Here is a 20,516-nt window from a genome sequence, read left to right as displayed (position 1 = left end):
ACCGGGATGAGCGCGATGCACTTTTCACGGCGGCAAGGATTGGTGGGCGGTTTGGCCGCGCTCATGACCATGGCTCTTCGGGCAGAAGCAGGGGCGGAGCCGAAGGCTGGTGCAAAGGCCAAGGCCTGCATCGTCCTGTGGCTCAATGGCGGGCCGAGTCACGTCGATACCTTCGATCCAAAACCGGGCGGGCGCTTCAAGGCGATAAAAACCCGTGCGCGGGACATCTGGCTTGCGGAACACCTGCCGCACTTGGCGGACCACGGCGACAAGCTCGCGGTGATCCGCAGCATGACCAGCAAGGAAGGGAACCACGACCGCGCGCGCTATTTGATGCACACGGGATACGTGCCCAATCCGACGGTGCGCCACCCTTCGCTGGGTGCGTGGGTGAGCCGCGAGATGGGCGCGACCTCGCCCGAGCTGCCGAATTTCGTCAGCATTGCGGGGCCCAGCATGGGGCCCGGCTTCGTCGGGCTCCAGCACGGGCCGTTCATCGTCGACGATCCGGCGAAAAAGCCGGCCAACGTGGAGCTTCCCGCCGCGGTCGACGAGGCGCGGTTCCAGCGGCGTGAGGCCGCACTTCGGGCCATGGAGACGCGGTTCGATTCCGACGATCCGCAGATCAGCGGGCGCCATGCAGTCTACGAGCAGGCCACGCGCTTGATGCACTCGCCGAAGCTCACGGCGTTCGACATCGAGCAGGAGCCGGAGGCCGTTCGCAAGGCGTACGGCGACACCAAGTTCGGACGCGGGTGCCTCTTGGCGCGACGGCTCGTCGAGTCGGGCGTCAAGTTGGTCGAGGTGGTGCTCGATGGCTGGGATACGCACCAGGACAACTTCGAGCGCACGAAGAAGCTGATGGGCACGCTCGATCCCGCGCTCTCGTCGCTGCTTGCGGAGCTGCATGCGCGCAAGCTGCTCGATTCGACGCTGGTCGTGTGCATGGGCGAGTTCGGGCGCACACCCCGCATCAACGCGAAGGAGGGTCGGGATCATCATCCGGCCGCGTGGAGCGCCGTGCTCGCAGGCGGTGGCATCCGCGGTGGACAAGTCTACGGAAAGACCGACACCGATGGCGCGAAGGTGGTGGAACGTCCCGTGACGGTGCCCAACCTGTTCGCCACGTTGACCACGCAGCTCGGGATCGACCCGCACAAGATGGTCACGTCGCCGATCGGTCGGCCCATCGGTGTGACCGACGAAGGCGAGCCGATTCGCGAGCTGACGACGTAGGAAAATATCTTCCCCCGACGGATCTTTAGCGCGCCAATTGGCGTGCACGGCAGTGGTTTCGGACACATCCGTGGTACATACCAGTGGTGCTCGAGGACGACGCGCTCGGGTGGAATCTAGGGCGATACACGCTGCACGGCGAAATTGCGTCGGGCGGCATGGCATCAGTCCACATCGGGCGCATGGTGGCGTCGGCGGGGTTCAGCAAGGTCGTTGCCATCAAGCGACTGCACGAGGAGTTCGCGAGCGATCCGGACTTCGTCACCATGTTCCTCGACGAAGCGCGGCTCGCAGCACGTGTGCACCATCCCAACGTGGTGCAACCGCTCGACGTCATCGCCGAGGGCGGTGAGGTCTTCCTCGTCATGGAGTACGTGCGCGGCGAGACGCTGGCGAAGTTGCAGCGCATTCTGCGGCCGCTGGGAGAAAGGGTTCCGCCGGCGGTCGCGGGCGCCATCGTCGTGGGCGTGCTGCATGGGCTGCATGCCGCACACGAGGCGAAGAGCGAGCTCGGAGAGCCGCTGGGCATCGTGCACCGGGACATCTCGCCGCAGAACGTGCTCGTCGGAACCGACGGCACCGCGCGGGTGCTCGACTTCGGCATTGCGAAGGCGACCGATCGCGCGCACCACACGCGCGAGGGCGATCTCAAAGGCAAGATCGCGTACATGGCGCCCGAGCAGCTCGCGGGCGAGACGGAGCTCGATCGGCGGACGGACATTTTCGCAGCGGCCGTCGTTCTGTGGGAGCTGCTCACGGGGCGCCGGCTCTACGAGTCCGAGTCGCAGCCGACGTTGCTCACGCGCACGCGCACGGGCACCATTCCGCCGCCGAGTCGCTTCGCGCCCGATGTGCCCGAGGCCGTGGACGACGTGGTGCGAAAGGCGCTCTCCCGTGCGCGCGAGGATCGCTTCTCGAGCGCGCGCGCGATGGCCATTGCGCTGGAGATAGCCATGCCGCTAGCCACACCGTCGACGGTGGGCGAGTGGGTCGAGGAGGTCGCGCAAGAGTCGCTTCTGCGGCGCGCCACACGCATCGCCGAGATCGAGCAAGGAGCGCGGTCGCCGGAGAGCGTGCGCGAGCAGGCCCACGCGCTGTTGCAAGAGCTGCAGCTCACGCGCACGCGCGATCGACGATCCATGGTGCCGGCGCCGCGTTCTTCCAATGGCTCGACGGACGACTCGAGCCCGATGCTCCTCGAGGATTCGGCGATCCTCGTGGAACCTCTCTCGCCGATCCCGGAGAATGTGCCGAGCGCGCCGGCGACCGCGCCCGCGATTCCGGAGGTGATGCCCGGCGCGTTTGCGGACACCGAACCGCAGCTCGACGTAAGGCGGCTAAGCACACGCAAGTACGTGGCCATCGCGGCCGTCTTCGGGCTGCTCACGCTGGGGTTGCTCGCGCTGCTCTTGCCGATGTTCGTGAAGCGCTCGTACGTGAACGCGGCAGCCAAGCGAGGGATCACGTTGCAGGTCGACAGCATGGACCTATCGTTCCGGCGTGTTCGGCTGCTTGGGTGTGGGGCAACGTTTCCAGGCATGCCAGGGGTGATGGTTCGCGCCGAGGTGCTCGACTTTGCCGCGACCGAGGACGGAACCAACGCACTCACCGTGGAGCAGCCGGAGATCACGCTCGACGGAGCCTACGTCCCCACACTCGATGCGCTGGAGCTCTATCTGGAGAAGCATCCTTTGCCCGAGGGGGACAGCGGGCTCGATCGCATGGCCGTAAACGGCGGGCAGCTGACGTGGACCAAGGCGTTCGGGGAAAACACGCGGCTGGAGCTCGAGGGGATCCGCGGCGAGACGATGCGCGCGAACGAACGGCCCTTGGGGGAGGATTACACCTTCGAGGCGCAGCGCATCGCGGTGCAGATGCCCATCGGTTCGTTCGGTCCTTGGCGGGGAACGCTGACGCGCACGGCCGCGTCGCTGGTGGCGAACGTCACTTTGGGGGCGAATGCGGGGGAGCCGTCGACGGTGACGTACATGGAGCAGGGCGTGAACGGGCCGGCGAGTGTGACGACGTTCGAAGCCAAGATTCCGCGTACCGCGGTGGACCGCGTGGGGATCCCCAAGGCCCTCCTGGGCGCCGCCGCGAACGATGCGCTGCAGATCGAAGGCACGGTGCGCGGCGTGCGGGAGCGCACGAAGTTCGAGGTGCAGAGTGCATTCGCGCTCCATGGCTCCCCCAACGTGCGCTTTCAAGGTCGTGTGCTGGGCAACCCCCGCGCGGCCCTCGAGATCGACGGCGGCGTGGTGACCTACGGTGCCTTTCGCGGGCGCCTATGGGGCGGCGCGACCTTCACGCACGAGGGCCTCCGCATCGAGGGGGCCTGGAAGAGCGCTCCGCGGCCATGCATCGGCGCCCACGATCCCGAGCCGGAAATCACGGTGCCCGAGCTGGCCGCCGACGTGCAAGGACTGGAGCGCGCCGTCGCCGCGACGACGTTGCCGCATCAAACCTCGATGGGCGGCCGCTTCGTCTTCGACACGCGCGATCTCGCACAGACACGCGTGACGGCCCAGTCCTCGAACCACTGCGACTAGCCCGCGCGACGGCGCGTGTAGCGCAGGGTGATCTCGGAGGTCCAGCTTTGGCCGCCGTCGCGGGTGCCTTCCCAGCGCCAATTCATGGCGTCTTTGCCGATGTCGAAGAAGACCATGCGCTTCTGGGTGGTGACGCCGTCTTTGGTTCGCGGAGGGCTGTAAAGGATCATTTGGCCGTTCTCGACGCCTCCGTAGTGCAGGAGGTAGGAGCCTTGGTTGTCGACCCAGGTCTGCTTCCATTGCTTCTCGGACGGGATCCATTGCGAGACGCTGATGCCCGACCAGGGACCGTCGGGGCCGTCGAGGGAGGTGAAGTTTTCCTCGATGACGCAGCCGTCGAACCTCTTTCGAATGCGGTTCGTTCCATGAGAGGTGACCCAGGGTTTGGAGAGGTCGTCGCCCGGGTGGCTGCGCATCACCACGTCCCAATCGCCGAGCCAGAAATCGAATTGGCCCCGTTCCGGCGTGGAGCACGCGGCCGTGGGCTTGGTGACGTCCGCGGACGTCAGCAGCGAGGGAGGCCGGGTCGTGGCCGAGCAGCCGGCGAGGAGGAGAAACACGAAGGAAAAACGCATCCAACCAAGGTGCAACGGCACGGGGCGTGGGCGCTTTCGAGATCTTGCGCTGGGTGGCCTCAGCGCTCGCGGAAGCCGCGGGGCGATTGGCCGAAGGTGCGGCGAAAGGACTCGGTGAAGTGGCTGTGGCTCGAGAAGCCGAGGTCCAGCGCGATGCTCGTCAGATCGCGGTGCGGATCGCGCACCTCTTCCAGGGCTACGTGCATGCGCAGCTTCATGCGCTTCGCGTGGATGGTCGCTCCCGTGTGGGCGCGGAACACGTGGGCCAGGTGGAACGGGCTGTAGCCCACGGATTTCGCCAGCTCCGCCAACGAGAGGGGCTCGCGGTACCGCGTGGCCAGGGTGCGCTCGATGTGATCGACGACGGCCTTCTGCAGCGCCCATGGCGCGGGCGCTCCCTTTCGCGCGGCGCGACCTCGCTTTGCGTACGCGTTGGCCACGGTTTGGGCGAGCAGGGCGTAGAGTGCCTCCTCGATATCCAAGACATCGCGCCCGTCCCCGCGCAGGACGCGCTCGGCGATGCGGCGCTGGAGCAGGTACGATGCGCTGTCGACGGGTGCATGCGTCCATGCGAAAGGGCGCCCGGGGCGGTCGGCCGCGGCCGGATCGTAGGGCCGCACGGCCGCGGCGACGGTGGCCACGTCGAACGAGAACCACTCGCACGCATCGCCCGCGTCGCAGAGCGCCTCGCGACGGAACTCCTGGCCGCGGTTGAAGAACTTCACGATGGACGGGTCGGCGACGATGGCCCCCTCCCCCGCGTGGGCCACGAGCACGGGAAGCCGCGGAAAGGTGAGGAGCCATCCGCTCGTCGGCCCGCTATCGGTGAACCACGGATTGCTGCGTGAGCAACGAAATTGCCCAATGCGCAAGGCCCCGTGGTGAAACATCACCTCCTCGGGGCCCACCCGATCTTCGACGTAGGGTGCGCGATCCTTCAGCGCCACCCCATCAGTCTACCGCAGGCTTTCCGATGAACTCCTCGCGAATTTCCTTGGACCCGAAGGGCCAGATTTTCTCGAGCTTTGCCCAGATCATGAAGGCGCCGATGCCCAGGGCGAGCCACACGAGGCTAAAGAGGATCGGCTCCGTGCCCGCGCTGGCATACAGGTAGATCCAGCCGACGAGCGCAATGATGCACGGGAGCGGGTACAGCCATTGGCGGTACGGGCGGTGCAGGTTCGGCTGGCGCTTGCGAAGCACGATCAACGCCGCAACCTGCGCCACGGATTGCACCAGAACGAAGACCGCGGTCAGGACGGCGATGACGCTGGTCAGATCGAAAAGCGACCCGATGGCGGTGATGGCGCCAAAAACGAGGAGCGAGATGTGCGGGAAGTGCGACTTCGGATGCAGCTTTCCGAAGAGCGGAAGGAAAACGCGATCGCGCGCGGCCTCGTAGGGAACGCGGGAGCCGCCGAGCAAGCCGGCAAACACGGAGGCGAACGCCGTGACGACGATGGTGGCCGTCAGAATGTTGGCCGCCGTCTTGCCCCACGCGGTCTCGACGACCAGCGAGGCGATGGACGAGGACTTCGCCACGTCCTGCCACGGGACGACGCCGAGCACGCCGATCTGCAGAAGGAGGTAAAGGCCCATGATGCTCAAGATCGAGATGACGATGGACCGAGGCAGTGCGCGGCCGGGGTTCTTGACCTCGGCGGCGAGGTAACAGGAGTTGTTGTACCCGAGGTAGTCGTAGACCGCGATGATGAGCGCCGCGCCTAGGCCGGTGAAGAAGGGGCCGCCCATCTTGAAGGCGCCCTCGGGGTAGGCGAACGCGTATTCGGCGTGAAAATGCGTGTAGGACGCAATGATCACCCCGAAGAGGGATACGAGCATCACGTAGAAGAACACCGTGGTGAGTTTGCTCACCTCGCCGATGTTGCGGTAGAGCGCGGCGATGACCACACCCACGACGCCGATGCCCACGATGTGGCCCGTCGTGTTGGTGTGGCCCTCTGCATCGACGACCGCGGGAATCAAGTAACCGAGGTACTGCACCAGGCCGATGACACCGGTGCTCATGATGAGGGGGATGAAGAGGATCGCCGTCCAGACGAACAGGAACGGCATCAGGCGCCCGGTGCGGTACTGAAAAGCTTCGCGCAGGTACACGTAGGTGCCGCCCGCACTTGGCATCGCCGCGCCAAGCTCGGCCCAGACCAGGCCGTCGGCCAGGACGAGCAAAGCTCCGACGATCCACCCGAAGATGGCCTGAGGGCCGCCAAGGGTGGCCACCATGGTCGGAATGGTGATGAACGGGCCGATCCCGCACATCACCGTCATGTTCATCGCGGTCGCCTCGAGGGTACCGATGCGCCGTTCCAACCCCTGGGGAGCTCCGACGTCTGCGCTCGATCGAGAGGCGTCACGCGCCGCCTCCGTGTGCGTTTCGCTCATCACGATCCACCTCCAATGCTGGTGAGGACGATTAGTTAAGAAACTTTCTTAACATATCCAACTGGTCAGGGGAACCATGAAGGTCGTACACTCGCCCAGTCCCGTGAGCAAAGAAGCCAGCGTCACCCAAGTCTCCGAGGTTCGAGTCCCACAGGTTGGCACCCCCGCGAGCATGCGCGAGCTGAATCAGCGCATCGTTCTGACCCGATTGCGGTCGGGGGGTGCGGCAACGAGGCCGCAGCTCGCCAAAGACACGGGGCTTTCCAAGCCTACCGTCGGTCAGGCGTTGCTCGAGCTGGAGCAGAGTCGGTTGGTCCGCACCATTGGGCGGACGTCGGCCGGGTTGGGCCGGTCGGCCATTTTGTACGAGTCGAATCCTTCGGCTGGGCACGTGATGGGCATCGACATCGGGCGCGCGCGCATCCGTGTGGCGGTGGCCGATCTCGCGGGCACGGTGGTGGCGCGGCTCGACGAGCCGAATCGCTGCGCGACGGCGCGGGCGCTGGTCAAGACGGTGAACCAGCTCGCGCACAAGACGGTGCGCGATGCGGGGCTCGACCTCGAGGACATGGTGGCCAAGGTCGTCGGTAGCCCCGGCGTGCCCGATCCGCGCGGGCGCATTTTGCACTACGCACCGAATTTGCCCGACTGGGGCAAGAAGGGTTTGCTCGACGAGTTGGAGGCGGCCCTGGGTGTGGGGCTCGTGGTGGAGAACGATGCGAACCTCGCCGCGGTGGGCGAACACGCACGCGGGGCGGCGAAGGGCGTGAGCTCGTTCGTCTGCGTGGTGATCGGGACCGGCATCGGTATGGGCATCGTGCTCGAGGGGCGCCTGTACCGAGGTGCCCACGGTGCCGCGGGCGAGGTCGGGTACCTGCCCTATGGCTGGAACGGCGATGAGAACGGCGCGGCGGTGAAGAAGACGCCGTCGGCACGGGGTCTGATGGAGGCGGCGGCCGCAGGGGATTCGGTGCTCAAGATGGCCAAGAGCGAGAATCTGCGCGACGCGCAGTCGGCGCTCGATGTGTTCGTGATGGCCCGCAACGGCGACGCGCGCGCGCGGCGCATCGTCACCGAGGAGGCTGCGCGGTTGGCTTATTTGGTGGCCTCGGTGTCGGCCGTGCTCGATCCGGAGCTGGTGGTGTTGAGCGGCGGCATCGGCAAGAGCGCCGACCTTCTCGCCGGGCCGATGGACAAGGCGCTGCGTGGGCTCACGCCGCTGGTGCCGCGCATCGTCGCGAGCGAACTGGGAGAAGATGCGGTGCTCACGGGCGCGATTTCGATCGGGCTGCGCTCGGCCGAGGACATCGTGTTCGACCGGCGCAACGACGCCATCGCCGACTAGGGGCGTGACCAGGTTTCTCGCGCGACGCGAGGCGGGCCCTCTCAAGGAAGAGGCGCCGCACTCGCTTGCACCACAGAGAGGACAAACGGGTGCGCGATCGCGCGTTCCGCGCAACCTCGGACGGTCTTCTTCTGGCCTTCTCTCTGCCAGACAAAAAATGAGGGGTAGAAAAAGTTCCGGTGGATGCGAGCAGTTGTTTGCAAAGGCAGCTTCCCCAACGAGGATTTCCGCCACCGGTCGGCGCCCACTGCGCTTCCCGTCACCGCCCCACGTGTCGTTCCCAATAGCTGGACGCCCTTGGGCGTTGGTTCCCTGCCTTTTCGGGCACGCGGAGGGCTGTTGCCTCCCACTCAAACCTTGTGGCAACCCATCATCTCAGTCTGCGACCTTGCGTGCGCGGGATCCGGAGCTCCGCGCACCAAGGTCTGCCCCGCGTATTGCCAATCCGGTGCCAACCCAAGGCCCGAGCAAAATCGCGGTGATTCGCGCGAGCGCTCCTGTCCCGGACAACCTTGGCCTTGTCCAGGACAGGGCCCGAGCTCTCTCTCTAACCAACGACGGCGACCCTGGCGCATCGGTGATGCCGCGCAAAATCAGCCAGGGGCACCGGGGCTATGGGGGCTCGCGGTTGGCAGTAACGCCCCCTTGGGCACCGACGCTACGACGGTAGCGACGGGACGAGGCGGCGCGCCAATTGGACGGCTTCGCCGACGCCGGTTCCCCAGAGAAGCATGGTGGCGTAGTCGCCGAGTGAGCCAAAGCTCGGATTGGGGAAGTAGAGAACGGACATGCCTGCAAGCACGACCAGGAGTGCGCTCAAGCGGTCGAACATGCGCTGATCGCGCATCAACTCGAGGGTCAGCGACGCGTGCCCGGCAAGTGCGGGCTCGCGTTCGCGGGTCCGTCGCCAACGGCGCCATGCGATCCATGCGGCGGCGAAGACCAGGGATAGGACGGCGATCGGGGCCAGCCCGCCGAGAAACAGGACGTCGCGCAGCGATGGTCCCGCCGTTGGGGCGGGAGGCGCGGGCGAAGGCTTGGCGGCCACGGGGGCATCGGGCGGGCGTGGACGCGGAGCCGCCGTAGGGTGCGGGATCGCAAACGGCGGATCCGGGTGAGGCTCCGAGGAAACCGAGCTCGAAGACGGCGATGTGCGGCCCGTATCCATTTCTTTGAGCCCGAGGCGGAACGACACGCCGCCCACGATGGCAACGGTAAGGACGGCAAACAGGATCCCAGCCATCGGAAGCAGGTTGGAGCGGCGCGGCGATTCGAGCCGGGCCGACGACGTGGACGCCGGATACGGGCGCGCGACGGGAGCCGTCGATGCGTCGCGACCAGAGGCCTCGCCTTCGACCCGAGGCGTGATGCTCGAGGGCTTCGATGGAGCGACGTGGAGGACCGGACGGCGATGCGTTTCGGCGTCACTGCGACGCCGGAGCGCTTCACTCTCTTCGACGAGGACCTCGAGATCGCCCGTGTCTTCCGTCAATTGCTGCAAGATGCGATCGGCACTGAGACGGATTTCCTCACTGTCGTCGTGGGCGCCGATCCACTGCAGCTGGTCGTAGATCTCTTTCATGCGCGCGAGGCGGACACCCGCGTCGGCGAGGGTGCTCGAGCAATGGGCAAGCTCGCCGTCGGTGACGAGATCCACCGGCACGATGGCTCCGGCGACACTCGCGAGCGTCGGAGATTTCTCCAGAGCACGTCGCACGTCGCCGGAAGCCTTCGCGAGCAGCTCGATGCGATCTTCCGCGAGACGCCGCGCTTGGCGATGAAGCGCCCCCAAACTTCGCACCCGATCGTCCAACCCCTCGAGACCTTTTCCGCCGGGCTGCCATCGCGCCCGCTCGGTGTCGTCCAGCGCTTCGTCGTACGCCTTGAGCGCCGCGACCGTTTGGAGGTCGAGGAGCAGCGGCCCCGCGCCGGTTTCATCGCTCATTCGCGTCACCCCGGCGGGCCGCAGCACCCCCGGAATCCGACCCAAATCGTCCCGCGCCGCCGCTTGTTCCTGACGGGCGCGTTGTTGAATCGCCGCCAAGCGCACGCGCAGCTGCTGGCGTGGCCGATCCCGCTTGTTGAAGCGGTCCAAGGTGCCGACCAAGAGAAGCCCGCAAACCAACACGATGAGGGGCCAAGCGGGGGCGTCACGCACGTTGAGCGTCACTTTGGTCGACACGTCGGGCCGCGCGTGAATGGTCCCCGTGTACGTGCCAGCGGCGGTGATGTCGCGGATGCTGTAGTCATCACCGCTTCGGATCACCGTGCCAATGCCACCGTGGGGGGAGCCTACGAACCCCACGATCCCGCCCCCCGGATCGCCGGTGGCCACCTTGAGCGGCTCGATGCGGACCATCGAGCTCAAAGGAAGGACATGCCAGCCAACGAAGTCCAACTGGTCCGCCATCGGCGGCGCGCTTTCCGAGACCACGGAGACGTCGCGGCGGACGAAGGATCCATCGCTCGACGTGAGCACGAGCTGGTCGCTCGAAGACGCCGTGGCGTTGGGAACGGAGATGACGAAGACCGTCTCCGATGCCGCGGGCACCGTAACAGTTGCCGGCGCAACGATTTGAACCATCGAGGAAGAGCCCGCGGTCGAAAGCGTCAGCTCGGCCGGCTGCGCGCTCGCGTTGAACGCGACCACCGCCCACTCGCGCGCCCCGTCGTTGGTCGAGAGCACGATGGGCCGCACATCCTTGAATTGAACCCCCGACGCCGGCACGCGCCCAATATGAACACGAAACGCCGACTCAGGGCACTTGGAGAGCTTCCACTTCGGGAAGACGTACCGGCTTTTGAGCCGCGCCCGGCTTCGGTGGTACGTGAGACATCGCGTGCTCGGCCATGGCGGTGATGGTGAGGCTCGGGTTGACGCCGAGGTTGGCAGGGACGATGGAACCGTCGACGACGTAGAAGTCGTCGTAGCCAAACAGGTGGCTCTTGGGATCGACCGCGCCCTCGTCGGGGGTGAGGCCGATGGGGCAGCCGCCCAGGATGTGCGCCGTCGAAGCTTTGTTGAAGAGAACCTCGAGCAGACCGCTCTGCGCGATGCCATTCATCTTCTTGGCCATGATTTGCGCGATGCGGTTCGCGATGGGGATGTACACGGGGACGGGACGATCGCCCACCATCGACGTGTCCAACTTGCGCGAGAAGGGCCAGTACCAGCGGCGCCGCATCGAGTAGCGCAGGTAGTTGTCCACCGGCTGCATCACCAGCAAAATCGCGGTGCGCTTCGCCCAGCCAAAGGGGATGTGCACCTGCACGAACTTGATCGGATGGCGCACGATGTTGCCGATCCAGCGCAGCCAGCGCGGGATGCTCCCCTCCCCGCCCGTGAGGATCGTGGCGAGCAAGGTCATCGAGTCCGACCCCGCGGGGTAGCGCACGATCTCGATGTGCGTGTTGTCGTCGACGTACGCCCCGCTCGTGATGGCGATGCCGCGCGAATAGTCGACGTCGTTGCGCCGCGAACGCACCGCCAAAAGCGCTTCGCTGTTCGTGCGCACGTAGTTCCCCAGCTGCTCGGAGATCTTCGGCAAGGAGCCGTTCTCCTTGCAGCGCATGAGCAGCTCCACGGTGCCGAACGATCCCGCGGAGACGACCACGCCTTTGACGCGCAGGGTGCGGCGCTGGCGAGAACCGATCGAGCGATCCATGGTGAGCTCGTAGCCGCCCCCCTCCAGCGGACGAATGTCGCCAACCTTCGTCTCGGGGATGACCTCGGCGCCGCGTTTCTCTGCAAGGTACAAGTAATTCTTGTCCAGCGTGTTCTTCGCCTCGTACCGACAGCCGACCATGCAGCCGCCGCAGCGCACACAGCCCGTGCGCTCGGGCCCTTCGCCGCCGAAGAACGGGTCGGGCGCCTTCACGCCGGCCTCGCCGAAGTAGACGCCGACGGTGTGGCGATGAAAGGTATGGCCGCGTCCCAATTCGTCGGCCACGTCTTTGAGGATCTGGTCCGTCTCCACGATGAACGGGCTCTCGACGGCGCCGAGCATCCGCTTGGCGAGCGCATAGAACGGCTGCAGCGTCTTCTGCCAGTCCATGCCGACCCAACGCGGATCCTGAAACGCCGCCGCAGGCGGATGGATCAACGTGTTCGCGTACACCAAGCTGCCGCCGCCCACGCCCGCGCCATGCAGAAAGAAGACGTCGCGCAGAAGCGTCATCTGGAAGATGCCGTGAAGGCCCCACGAGGGCTTCCAGAAATAGCGGCGCAGATCCCACGTCGTCTTCGCGAAGTCCTGCGGGCGCCAGCGCTTGCCCATCTCGATGACCGCCACGCGGTAGCCTTTTTCCGACAGGCGCAGGGCCGAGACGCTGCCGCCGAATCCCGAGCCGATGATCGCGTAGTCGTAGTCGAAATCGGTCATTGGCCCTTGGCGTCGCTCCTCTGCTCCTTAGCCTCCTCCACTATTGACTCCGAGTCAACGCTTCGCGGCCCCTCGGCGAGCTCGGCTTCACTTTGCGGCGGGCGCAAGGTGCGCAAGAACACGGTGAGCGACGAGGCGGCGGCGCGCAGGACGCGTTCGACCAAGCTCGCTTCCTCGGCGCTGTCCTGCGTAGCGCCCTCGATGGGCACGTCGAAGATCACCGTGGGCCCGCTGGTGCGGTGCATGGTGGCACCGGCGCCGAGGAGAAGCTTCATCATCGGCTCGTTCTCCGGCAGAACCTCGGCGCGAAAACGCTTCACCCCGATCGCGCGTGCCTTGTCGACGAGCACCGAGAGGAGCACGCGCCCGAGTCCTTTGCGCTGCGCATTGTCCATCACCGTGACGGCGGCCTCCGCGATTTCCGGATCTTCCTCGAGGCGAATGAAGCGCGCGACGCCGAGGCCGTCCTCCACCTTCAAATCGAGCGAGTCCACCACCGCAACGATGGCCACGTGGTTGTAGCCATCGACGTCGGTCAAATAGCGAACGGCTTCGTCGGTGAGCACGTTGATGCTGGAGAAGAAGCGCCGATAACGCGACTCGGGGGAGAGTCGATCGAAGCCGGCGCGCAACATGTCGGCGTCGGAACGGCGGATGGCGCGCACCGTGACCTTCGTGCCGTCGTTGAGAACGTGCTCGCTCGGCTTATCCGCTTCCACGTTGGGTGTTAAACAGTATCACTTCGCGTAACGATCCGTCGCATCGACGAGCTCGTGCGCGGTGCCGGGCTCGAAGGCGCTGTGGCCCGCATCGGGTACGATTTTGAGCTCTGCCTCGGGCCATGCGCGGTGCAGAGCCCAGGCATTTTCCATGGGGCAACCCACGTCGTAGCGTCCCTGGATGATCGTTGCCGGAATGTGACGAATGCGTTTCACATTTTCGAGAAGCGCGCCGTCCGATTCGAGGAAGCAGCCGTTCACCACGTAATGGCAATCGATGCGGGCCGTGGCGAGGGCCGTGGGATCGTCGTCGGCCTTGGCGATGGCCGCGTCGTCGCGGAGCAGCGTCCACACGTGGGCGCCCCAGAGAGCCCAGGCGCGCGCGGCGTCTGCCTGAACCTTCGGATCGTCGCTGGTCAGTCGGCGGTAGTAGGCGCGGGCCAGATCGTGCCGCTCGTCGACCGGGATGTGGCCCATGTAGCCTTCCCACGCATCGGGGTAGAACGCGCTGGTCCCCGGTCCCTGATTGAGCCAGCGGCACTCGGCATTGCGCCCCAAGAAAATGCCGCGCAGCACCAGCTCGGTCACCCGCTCGGGGTGCGTCTGCGCGTAGGCCAGCGAGAGCGCGCTCCCCCACGAGCCACCGAAGACCTGCCATTTTTCAATGCCCAGGTGCGTGCGCAACGCCTCCATGTCCGCCACGAGGTGCCACGTCGTATTGTCCACGAGGGAGCCGTTCGGCGTGCTCTTGCCGCAGCCGCGTTGGTCGAACAGGACGATGCGGTACTTTGTCGGATCGAAGAAGCGCCGCTGCTTCGGATTGGTCCCCGCCCCCGGGCCGCCGTGAACGAAGAGCACCGGCTTGCCCTTGGGGTTGCCCGATTCCTCCCAATGGATCGCGTGAACGTCGGAGACGCGGAGCATCCCCGAACGATTCGGCTGGGCAATTTCGGGGTAGATCGACTTCACTTGGCGTAGCGATCCGTCGCTTCGATGAGCTCGTGCAGGATGCCCGGCTCGAACGCGGAGTGCCCCGCGTCTTGCGCGATCTTCAGCTCGGCCTCGGGCCACGCGCGGTGCAGGGCCCATGCGCTCTCCATGGGGCACACCACGTCGTAGCGGCCCTGCACGATCGTGCCGGGGATGTTGCGGATGCGGTCAACCCGGTCGAGCAGGCCCTTGCCCGGCTCGAAGAAGCCATGGTTGACGAAGTAGTGACACTCGATGCGCGCGAAGGCGATGGCAAACTTGTCACCCGCCGACTTGGCAATGAGCTCTTGGTTCGGGATCAAGCAGCTGGTGCGGCCTTCCCACACGCTCCACGCCTTCGCAGCTTCCGCTTGCACCTTCGGATCGGGGCTGGTGAGGCGCTTGTAGTATGCATGCACCATGTCGTGGCGCTCGTTCTCGGGGATGGGCGCCAAGTAGTCTTCCCACGCATCCGGGTAGATGGCGCTGGTCCCGTGTTGGTAGAACCAGTCGATCTCCCACTTGCGGAGCAGGAAGATGCCGCGGAGAACGAGCTCCGTGACCCGCTCCGGGTGCGTCTGCGCGTAGGCGAGCGCGAGGGTGCTGCCCCAGGAGCCGCCGAACACCTGCCACTTCTCGATGGAGAGGTGCTTGCGCAGCGCCTCCATGTCCGCCACGAGGTGCCACGTGGTGTTGTCCTCCAGGGAGGCGTGCGGCGTGCTCTTTCCGCAGCCGCGTTGGTCGAACAGGACGATGCGGTACTTCTTCGGGTCGAAGAAGCGGCGCTGTTTTGGCTCGGTGCCACCGCCGGGCCCGCCGTGGACGAACACCGCGGGTTTGCCCTGGGGATTGCCGGAGACCTCCCAATAGATCTCGTGGGTGTCCGACACTTTGAGCCGCCCGCTTTGGTACGGCTCGATCTCGGGATAGAACGTCCTGCGGGTGGCTTGATTCGCGCTGGATTCCATGGGGCGCTGACCATATCGCAAGCCGCCGCTTTTGAGGGGTGCGAAAGCGCGTACGCGGAGCGCGGGCCGAGATTTATGCTATGACGCCGTCTTGTGACGAGCACCAAAGAAGAAATCGAGATCGGGTACGATATTTCGAACGAGTTTTTCCGCCTCTGGCTGGACGAGCGCATGCACTATACGAGCGCCGTCTTCGAGAAGGAGACGGACACGTTGGAGCAGGCGCAACAGAACAAGTCGCGCATCCTCTACGAGTTCGCCGAGGTAACCCCCGAGAAGACGGTGCTCGACATCGGGTGCGGCTGGGGAGCGAACCTCGAATACGTCGCCAAGCGCGGCGCCAAAGAGGCGCACGGCATCACGCTTTCGACCGCGCAGCATGACGAGATCAACGCGCGCAAGATCCCGGGCGTGAAGGCCTGGTGCGCCGACTACAAAGACTTCGTGCCGCCGTTCCTCTACGATGGGCTCATCTCCATCGAGATGATCGACCACCTTTGCTCGCCCGCGCAGGCGAACAAGGGGCTCGCGGTGGAGCTGTATCGCAAGTACTTCACCAAGGTGGCCGAGTGGGTGAAGCCCGGTGCGTGCTTTGGCTTCCAGGCCATCCTGCGCAACCGCGTTCCGCGCACGCGCCAGGACATCTCCGATCTGAAGTTCACGGCCGACGTGATCTTCCCCGGAGGCCTGAACCCGCGGCTCGAAGAGCTGGTAATGGCGGTGAATCCCTCGTGGGAGATCCTCGAGCTGAAGACCCGCCGGGTCGACTACGGGAAGACCACCGGCGAGTGGTTGCGCCGCATGAAGCTCCACGAGAAGGAGATTCGCGAGCGCTGGGGCGACAAGGTCTTCGACGACTACGATCGCTACCTTTCGACCTGTGTGCGCGCGTTTGCCAATCACTGGTCGAGCGACGTGCAGATGAAGTTGAAGAAGATCGATATCTGATCCGTATTCGGAGATCCTGCGCACTTATCTCATCTGTAGCCGGTATATAAGTTACTAGGCTCGGAGCGAAGTGCGCAGTTCGCTGCGTCATTTTGGATAATTCGAGTATGGTCGCTCGCCATGAGCGCAAAGACCCTACTTCGAGGATCCATCGCTGCAACGCTGTCCCTTTTTGCCACTGCGGCTCAGGCTCAAACGACCACGCCTCCACCTCGGACCGCGGGGGGAACCGCCACGCAGACTTCCGCGTCGACGGGGGCGACGACCGTGGTGAAGGATTCGTTCGCGTCGGGCCCCACGCGCGATACCAAGGATGGCACGGCGGCGACGGTGCAAGCGGGAGGGCTTTTCAGCACGGGAAATGCGCGCTCCTTGGCCGTTACGGCATCGGGTACCTACCGCTACCGGCAGGACAATCATCAATTTTCGGCCGGTGCCGCCATCAACTACGGACGCGCGGCGGCCAAACAGGACGCGCCCATCGAGACGACCGTTTCGAATCTGCAGGCGCTCCTGCGCTACGATTACTTCTTCACCGACAAGTGGGCCCTGTTCGTTCAAGCTGCGGGGCGGAGGGACAAGTTTCAAGGTTTGGACCTGCGGGCCAATATCGATCCCGGTGTTGCGTATTACGTCCTCGACGACAAGAAACACCGTCTTTGGTTCGAGCTTGGTTACGACTTCCAACACGATATTCGGCGCGGTTTCAACGTAGATCAGGCCAGAGCCGTGGTGGCGGCCGCGGAAGCCGCGGAGCGTAACGGCACGGGCCCCGGACCAACGGCCGTCCAAAAGGAAGCGGCGAACAAGACGGCAGACCGTCACAGTTCACGTCTCTTCTTCGGTTATGACAATCAATTGAATGCGTACATCACCTTCACGACCGGGCTCGAGTACCTACAGCCCTTCGATCCGACCGAGGCCTGGCGTCTGACCTGGAACAACGCGCTGAAGTCGGCCATCACCGACAAGTTCTCCGCCGCGACGACGTTCACGCTCCGGTATGACCACTCGCCGCTGCCGAACGTCAAGGACACGGACGCGATCACGTCGGTGGCCATCATTTACAATTTCCGCTGAGCCCGATGGCGGGGGGGAGGCGGTCGGCCACGGTAGGTCATCCGGGAGTCGCCGAATGCGGCCAGTCGCGATAGGCTGCTCGGGACTTCCATGACCCAAGCGCCCTCCCCCTCCAGCACGACGCGTCCTCGCATCCTCACCGGCGACACCCCCACGGGAAGACTCCACATCGGCCACTGGGTGGGTTCGATCGAGAACCGCGTGCGCCTTCAGGACGAATACGAGTGCTACTTTCTCATCGCGAACCTCCATGCGTTCACCACGCGGGCGGACAAACCGGAGGAGATCGAGCGCGATACCTACGAGATTTTGAAGGACTGGTTGGCGGCGGGCATCGATCCCGAACGGTCCACCATCGTCCTGCAGAGCGACGTGCCCGCCATCACGGAGCTGACGTGGCACCTATCCATGCTGCTGCCCTTCAACCGCGTGATGCGCAATCCGACGTTGAAGGACGAACTCGAGCTCAAATCGCTGGGCGACAAGTACAGCTTCGGGTTTCCGCTCTATGCCGTGGGGCAGTGTGCCGACATCCTCGTGTTCCGGCCGGCGTTGGTGCCGGTGGGCGAAGATCAGCTCGCGCACATCGAGATGTGCCGCGAAGTGGCACGCCGGTTCAATCACACGTACTGCGGCGTGGACCCAACGACGGCGGACGAGGACCACGTGAAGGCCGGCGGCCTTCTGCCGATCCCCGAGGGCAAGGTGGGCCGGGTGGGCCGTTTGGTCGGCGTCGACGGCGCGGCGAAGATGTCCAAGAGCCTGAACAACGCGATCTTTCTGCACGACACGGCGGCGCAGATCAAAAAGAAGGTGGCCCAGATTTTCACGGGGCGCACCGACATGAATGCGCCCGGCGACACGAGCAATGCGCTCTTTCAGTACGTGCGCGCGTTCATCTCCGATCCCGCGCGCGTGGCGGAGCTCGAAGATCGCTACGGGCGCGGCGACAACATCGGCGATGGGCACGTCAAGGCCGAGCTGGTGCCCGCCATCGACGCGCTTCTCGCCCCGATTCGCGAGCGCCGTGCGCAGCTCGAAGGGGCCGCCGGCGATGCTCGGGTGCGCGAGATCCTCGCCGAGCACTCGAAGCGCGCGAACGCCGTGGCGGGCGAGACGCTCGGCCTCGTGCGCGAGCGCATGAAGCTCGTGTTCACCCAGAAGAAATAAGAGAGAGAGAGTTCACAGGAAGACGGGAAGACGGGAAGACGGGAAGGACTTACGGCACGGACGGCACGGAACGCTTTTTGAGGTTTCCAGTTCGCTCACTTCGCGGATTTGGAAATCCAAAAGACTTCCCGTCTTCCCGTCTTCCCGTCTTCCCGTCTTCCCGTGAATCCTCTCTGGCTCAGCGCTTCGCGCGCAGCTGTTCTTCGGTTTCGAGCGGTTCTTCCGCTGGAACGGCGGGCGGGGGCTCGGCCACGCGAACACCGCCGGCCTCGACGCGCACCGAGCCTACAGGGGGCGGGAGCGCGATTTGCGGGAAGACGTAATAGATGCTCCCGCTGTCGTCGACCTCGAGGCGGACCCGATCGGGATCTTCCTTGGCGAAGGTGGTCATCAGGGTGTCGGCGGCGGGAAGCGGCAGGTTCAACGCTTGCGAGACGTCCATCGTGGAGAGCATGCCGCCGCGGTTGCGCGCGAGCGCGAAGATGGCTTGCTCGCGCGTATAGCGCTCTTTTTCCGTGCCGCTCTTGTGGAGGCTCTTTCCGCCCGAGAGAAGCAGCCACCCGAAGGCCACGGAGATGCCCCCGATCAGAATGCCGAGGAGGTACCCGAAGACTCCCGCCGGGAAGATCGCTTGAAAGAGCGCGCCGGTGAGCAACGCCGTGATGAGGCCAATGGCGAGAACGATCCACCCGAGGACGCGGGCCACCGAGCCACCCACCTTGGCGGGTTGACCGGCGAGGTTGAGCCCCTCGCCGGTGAGCGGAACGCGAGGCTTGCCGCACGCGGTGCAATACGCCATCGCGCCTCGGTAGACGATGGGGGCGTTCTGGCGGCAATGCGGGCACATGCTCGGACTATTCCTCGTGCTCGTGGAGCGTCTTTCTTGGTCGGGTGGGCGGTGGTGTTTCTTCGAGCTGGTGGCTGGACCCAGGCCCCGCTTGCGGGGCCGTTCCTGAATAACGGCGATCGGGAAGGTCTTCCGTGTCAACCTCGCGCTCGTAAATGCGGAGGGCGGCGAGGAAGAGCGACATCAAGATGGGTCCGACGATGAGACCCGCAAGGCCGAAGACTTCGATCCCGCCGAGCAAGGCCACCAACATGAGCAAGGGGTGGCCGTGGCCAGCACCGCCGACCAGGCGCGGCCGGATGAAGTAGTCCGACAGGCCCATCACGACGAAAAAGCCCCAGCCGCACACGAGAAAGCTGGCCAGGAGTTTGCCGTTGACGAGCAGATAGACCGAGACGCCCATCCACACGAGCGAGGTCCCCACCAGGGGCACGAACGAGGCGATGGCCGTGAGCAAGCCCAAGGTGACGGAGCTGGAGAGCCCCGCCCACGCATACCCGATGCCGCCGAGCAGCCCTTGCACGGCCGCCGTGGCGATGGTGCCCACGAAGGAGCTGCGCCCGACATCGCGAAACTCGAGCACCAACGCGCGCGTGTGCCGCGGATCGAGCGGGAGCACGCGCTCGAGGCGAAGGGCGATGTTGGGCCACTCGAGCAGCACGTAATACATGGTCATCACCGCCACGACCAAGCCGAGCATGGCGCTGGTGGTGGCCTGCACCAAAGTGCCGGCTGCGCGCGCGGCGTACTCGCTTGCCGCGGAGAGCTCGTGCCGGAGGCGCGTGATGGCGACGCCGCGATCGATGCCGAGGCGATCGAACAGGCGGGTCGCGCGTTCACCGACCAGCTCCGTCAAGGAGTCGCTCCCCAGTTTCTGCTGGAAGACGGCGACCAGGAAAAAGAGCTCGCGCACGAGGATGTACACGATGGCGCTGAGCGCAACGGCGCTGACGATGCCACTGAGCACCGTGGTGAGGGCGGCGGCGATGGCGCGGCGATCGCCAATGGCCGTGGCCAAGCGGCGGTAAGCGGGTTGGGCGGTAAACGCCATCACGGTGCCGAGGGCAATGCCGACCCAAAGGGGCGAGGCAATCCAGGCGACCGTGAGGAAGGTGAGAACCACCACGACGGTGAGGGCAATGCGCCTTCCCCGCGCCGTTTCGGGCGCCACCGGGGCCATGGACAGCCGGGGCAACTCGACATCCGACAGCGGAACCAAGGCACGCCGATCCCGCGCCGAAACGGCTCCCGCGGGGCTCGACGGCGGCGCCGGACGAGCGACCTCCGCGTCTTTCTGCCGGGATGCGACCACGGTGCGCATTTAG

16 protein-coding genes are annotated in these 20,516 nt (G+C 65.4%); 6 read left to right on the top strand and 10 right to left on the bottom strand.

What is annotated here, in order from left to right:
* The first annotated feature begins 6 nt into the window (after positions 1-6).
* Entirely contained in the window at positions 7-1,236 is a 1,230-nt protein-coding gene (locus LVJ94_09705; GenBank protein ID WXB07507.1) for a DUF1501 domain-containing protein, read from the top strand.
* Positions 1,237-1,322: 86 nt separating this feature from the next.
* The gene (locus LVJ94_09700; GenBank protein ID WXB07506.1) at positions 1,323-3,785 is read left to right on the top strand and encodes a serine/threonine protein kinase; all 2,463 of its coding nucleotides are present in this window, start codon (positions 1,323-1,325) and stop codon (positions 3,783-3,785) included.
* Here LVJ94_09700 and LVJ94_09695 read toward each other — a convergent pair.
* From LVJ94_09695 to LVJ94_09685, 3 genes are read right to left on the bottom strand one after another with little or no spacing between them, the layout of a single operon-like run.
* A complete protein-coding gene (locus LVJ94_09695) occupies positions 3,782-4,360 on the bottom strand; it encodes a DUF1579 domain-containing protein (protein ID WXB07505.1) in 579 nt (192 codons plus the stop codon). The two genes, LVJ94_09700 and LVJ94_09695, sit on opposite strands and share 4 nt — an antisense overlap.
* 59 nt (positions 4,361-4,419) lie before the next feature.
* Complete coding sequence (locus tag LVJ94_09690) at positions 4,420-5,307, bottom strand: helix-turn-helix transcriptional regulator (protein ID WXB07504.1); 888 nt, start codon at positions 5,305-5,307, stop codon at positions 4,420-4,422.
* A 4-nt stretch (positions 5,308-5,311) separates the two neighbouring features.
* Positions 5,312-6,763 carry an APC family permease gene (locus LVJ94_09685; GenBank protein WXB07503.1) on the bottom strand — a complete coding sequence of 484 codons (1,452 nt, stop codon included), beginning with the start codon at positions 6,761-6,763 and terminating at the stop codon, positions 5,312-5,314.
* Between the two features lie 76 nt (positions 6,764-6,839).
* On the opposite strand from LVJ94_09685, the gene LVJ94_09680 reads away from it, so the two are divergent.
* The gene (locus LVJ94_09680; GenBank protein WXB07502.1) at positions 6,840-8,108 is read left to right on the top strand and encodes an ROK family protein; all 1,269 of its coding nucleotides are present in this window, start codon (positions 6,840-6,842) and stop codon (positions 8,106-8,108) included.
* 658 nt (positions 8,109-8,766) lie between these two features.
* Here LVJ94_09680 and LVJ94_09675 read toward each other — a convergent pair.
* Genes LVJ94_09675 through pip (LVJ94_09655) form a run of 5 tightly spaced genes read right to left on the bottom strand, consistent with a single transcriptional unit; the run spans position 8,767 to position 15,146 of the window.
* The gene (locus tag LVJ94_09675; protein WXB07501.1) at positions 8,767-10,836 is read right to left on the bottom strand and encodes a hypothetical protein; all 2,070 of its coding nucleotides are present in this window, start codon (positions 10,834-10,836) and stop codon (positions 8,767-8,769) included.
* Positions 10,837-10,864: 28 nt separating this feature from the next.
* Positions 10,865-12,490 (bottom strand): GMC family oxidoreductase, encoded by a 1,626-nt coding sequence (locus LVJ94_09670; GenBank protein ID WXB07500.1) that lies wholly within the window; start codon positions 12,488-12,490, stop codon positions 10,865-10,867.
* Positions 12,487-13,209, bottom strand: a complete 723-nt coding sequence (locus LVJ94_09665; GenBank protein ID WXB07499.1) for a GNAT family N-acetyltransferase — start codon at positions 13,207-13,209, stop codon at positions 12,487-12,489. Before LVJ94_09665 ends, LVJ94_09670 begins: the two co-directional genes overlap by 4 nt.
* Before the next feature lie 18 nt (positions 13,210-13,227).
* On the bottom strand, positions 13,228-14,133 hold the full coding sequence (gene pip, locus LVJ94_09660; GenBank protein WXB10696.1) for a prolyl aminopeptidase: 906 nt from the start codon (positions 14,131-14,133) through the stop codon (positions 13,228-13,230).
* Between the two features lie 41 nt (positions 14,134-14,174).
* Positions 14,175-15,146 carry a prolyl aminopeptidase gene (gene pip / locus LVJ94_09655; GenBank protein ID WXB07498.1) on the bottom strand — a complete coding sequence of 324 codons (972 nt, stop codon included), beginning with the start codon at positions 15,144-15,146 and terminating at the stop codon, positions 14,175-14,177.
* A gap of 93 nt (positions 15,147-15,239) precedes the next feature.
* Here pip (LVJ94_09655) and LVJ94_09650 point away from each other — a divergent pair, with 93 nt between their 5' ends.
* The 3 genes from LVJ94_09650 to trpS all read left to right on the top strand — a co-directional run bounded on the left by LVJ94_09650 (position 15,240) and on the right by trpS (position 18,344).
* Positions 15,240-16,094, top strand: coding sequence for a class I SAM-dependent methyltransferase (locus tag LVJ94_09650; GenBank protein WXB07497.1), 855 nt, complete (start codon positions 15,240-15,242; stop codon positions 16,092-16,094).
* 120 nt (positions 16,095-16,214) lie between these two features.
* Positions 16,215-17,174: a DUF481 domain-containing protein gene (locus LVJ94_09645; GenBank protein WXB07496.1), complete on the top strand. Its 960-nt coding sequence runs from the start codon at positions 16,215-16,217 to the stop codon at positions 17,172-17,174.
* 90 nt (positions 17,175-17,264) lie between these two features.
* A complete protein-coding gene (gene trpS, locus LVJ94_09640; protein WXB07495.1) occupies positions 17,265-18,344 on the top strand; it encodes a tryptophan--tRNA ligase in 1,080 nt (359 codons plus the stop codon).
* A 178-nt stretch (positions 18,345-18,522) separates the two neighbouring features.
* On the opposite strand, the gene LVJ94_09635 is transcribed toward trpS, so the two are convergent.
* Both LVJ94_09635 and LVJ94_09630 read right to left on the bottom strand, forming a co-directional pair.
* Positions 18,523-19,143, bottom strand: coding sequence for a hypothetical protein (locus LVJ94_09635; GenBank protein WXB07494.1), 621 nt, complete (start codon positions 19,141-19,143; stop codon positions 18,523-18,525).
* A 55-nt stretch (positions 19,144-19,198) separates the two neighbouring features.
* The gene (locus LVJ94_09630) at positions 19,199-20,503 is read right to left on the bottom strand and encodes an AI-2E family transporter (GenBank protein WXB07493.1); all 1,305 of its coding nucleotides are present in this window, start codon (positions 20,501-20,503) and stop codon (positions 19,199-19,201) included.
* Positions 20,504-20,516: the final 13 nt, after the last annotated feature.

The sequence above is a fragment of the Sorangiineae bacterium MSr11367 genome (assembly GCA_037157805.1).
Taxonomy (GTDB): Bacteria; Myxococcota_A; Polyangia; order Polyangiales; family Polyangiaceae; genus Pendulispora; species Pendulispora rubella.
Note: the sequence above shows the minus strand (reverse complement) of the source record. Positions and strands in the feature narration are given on the sequence as shown.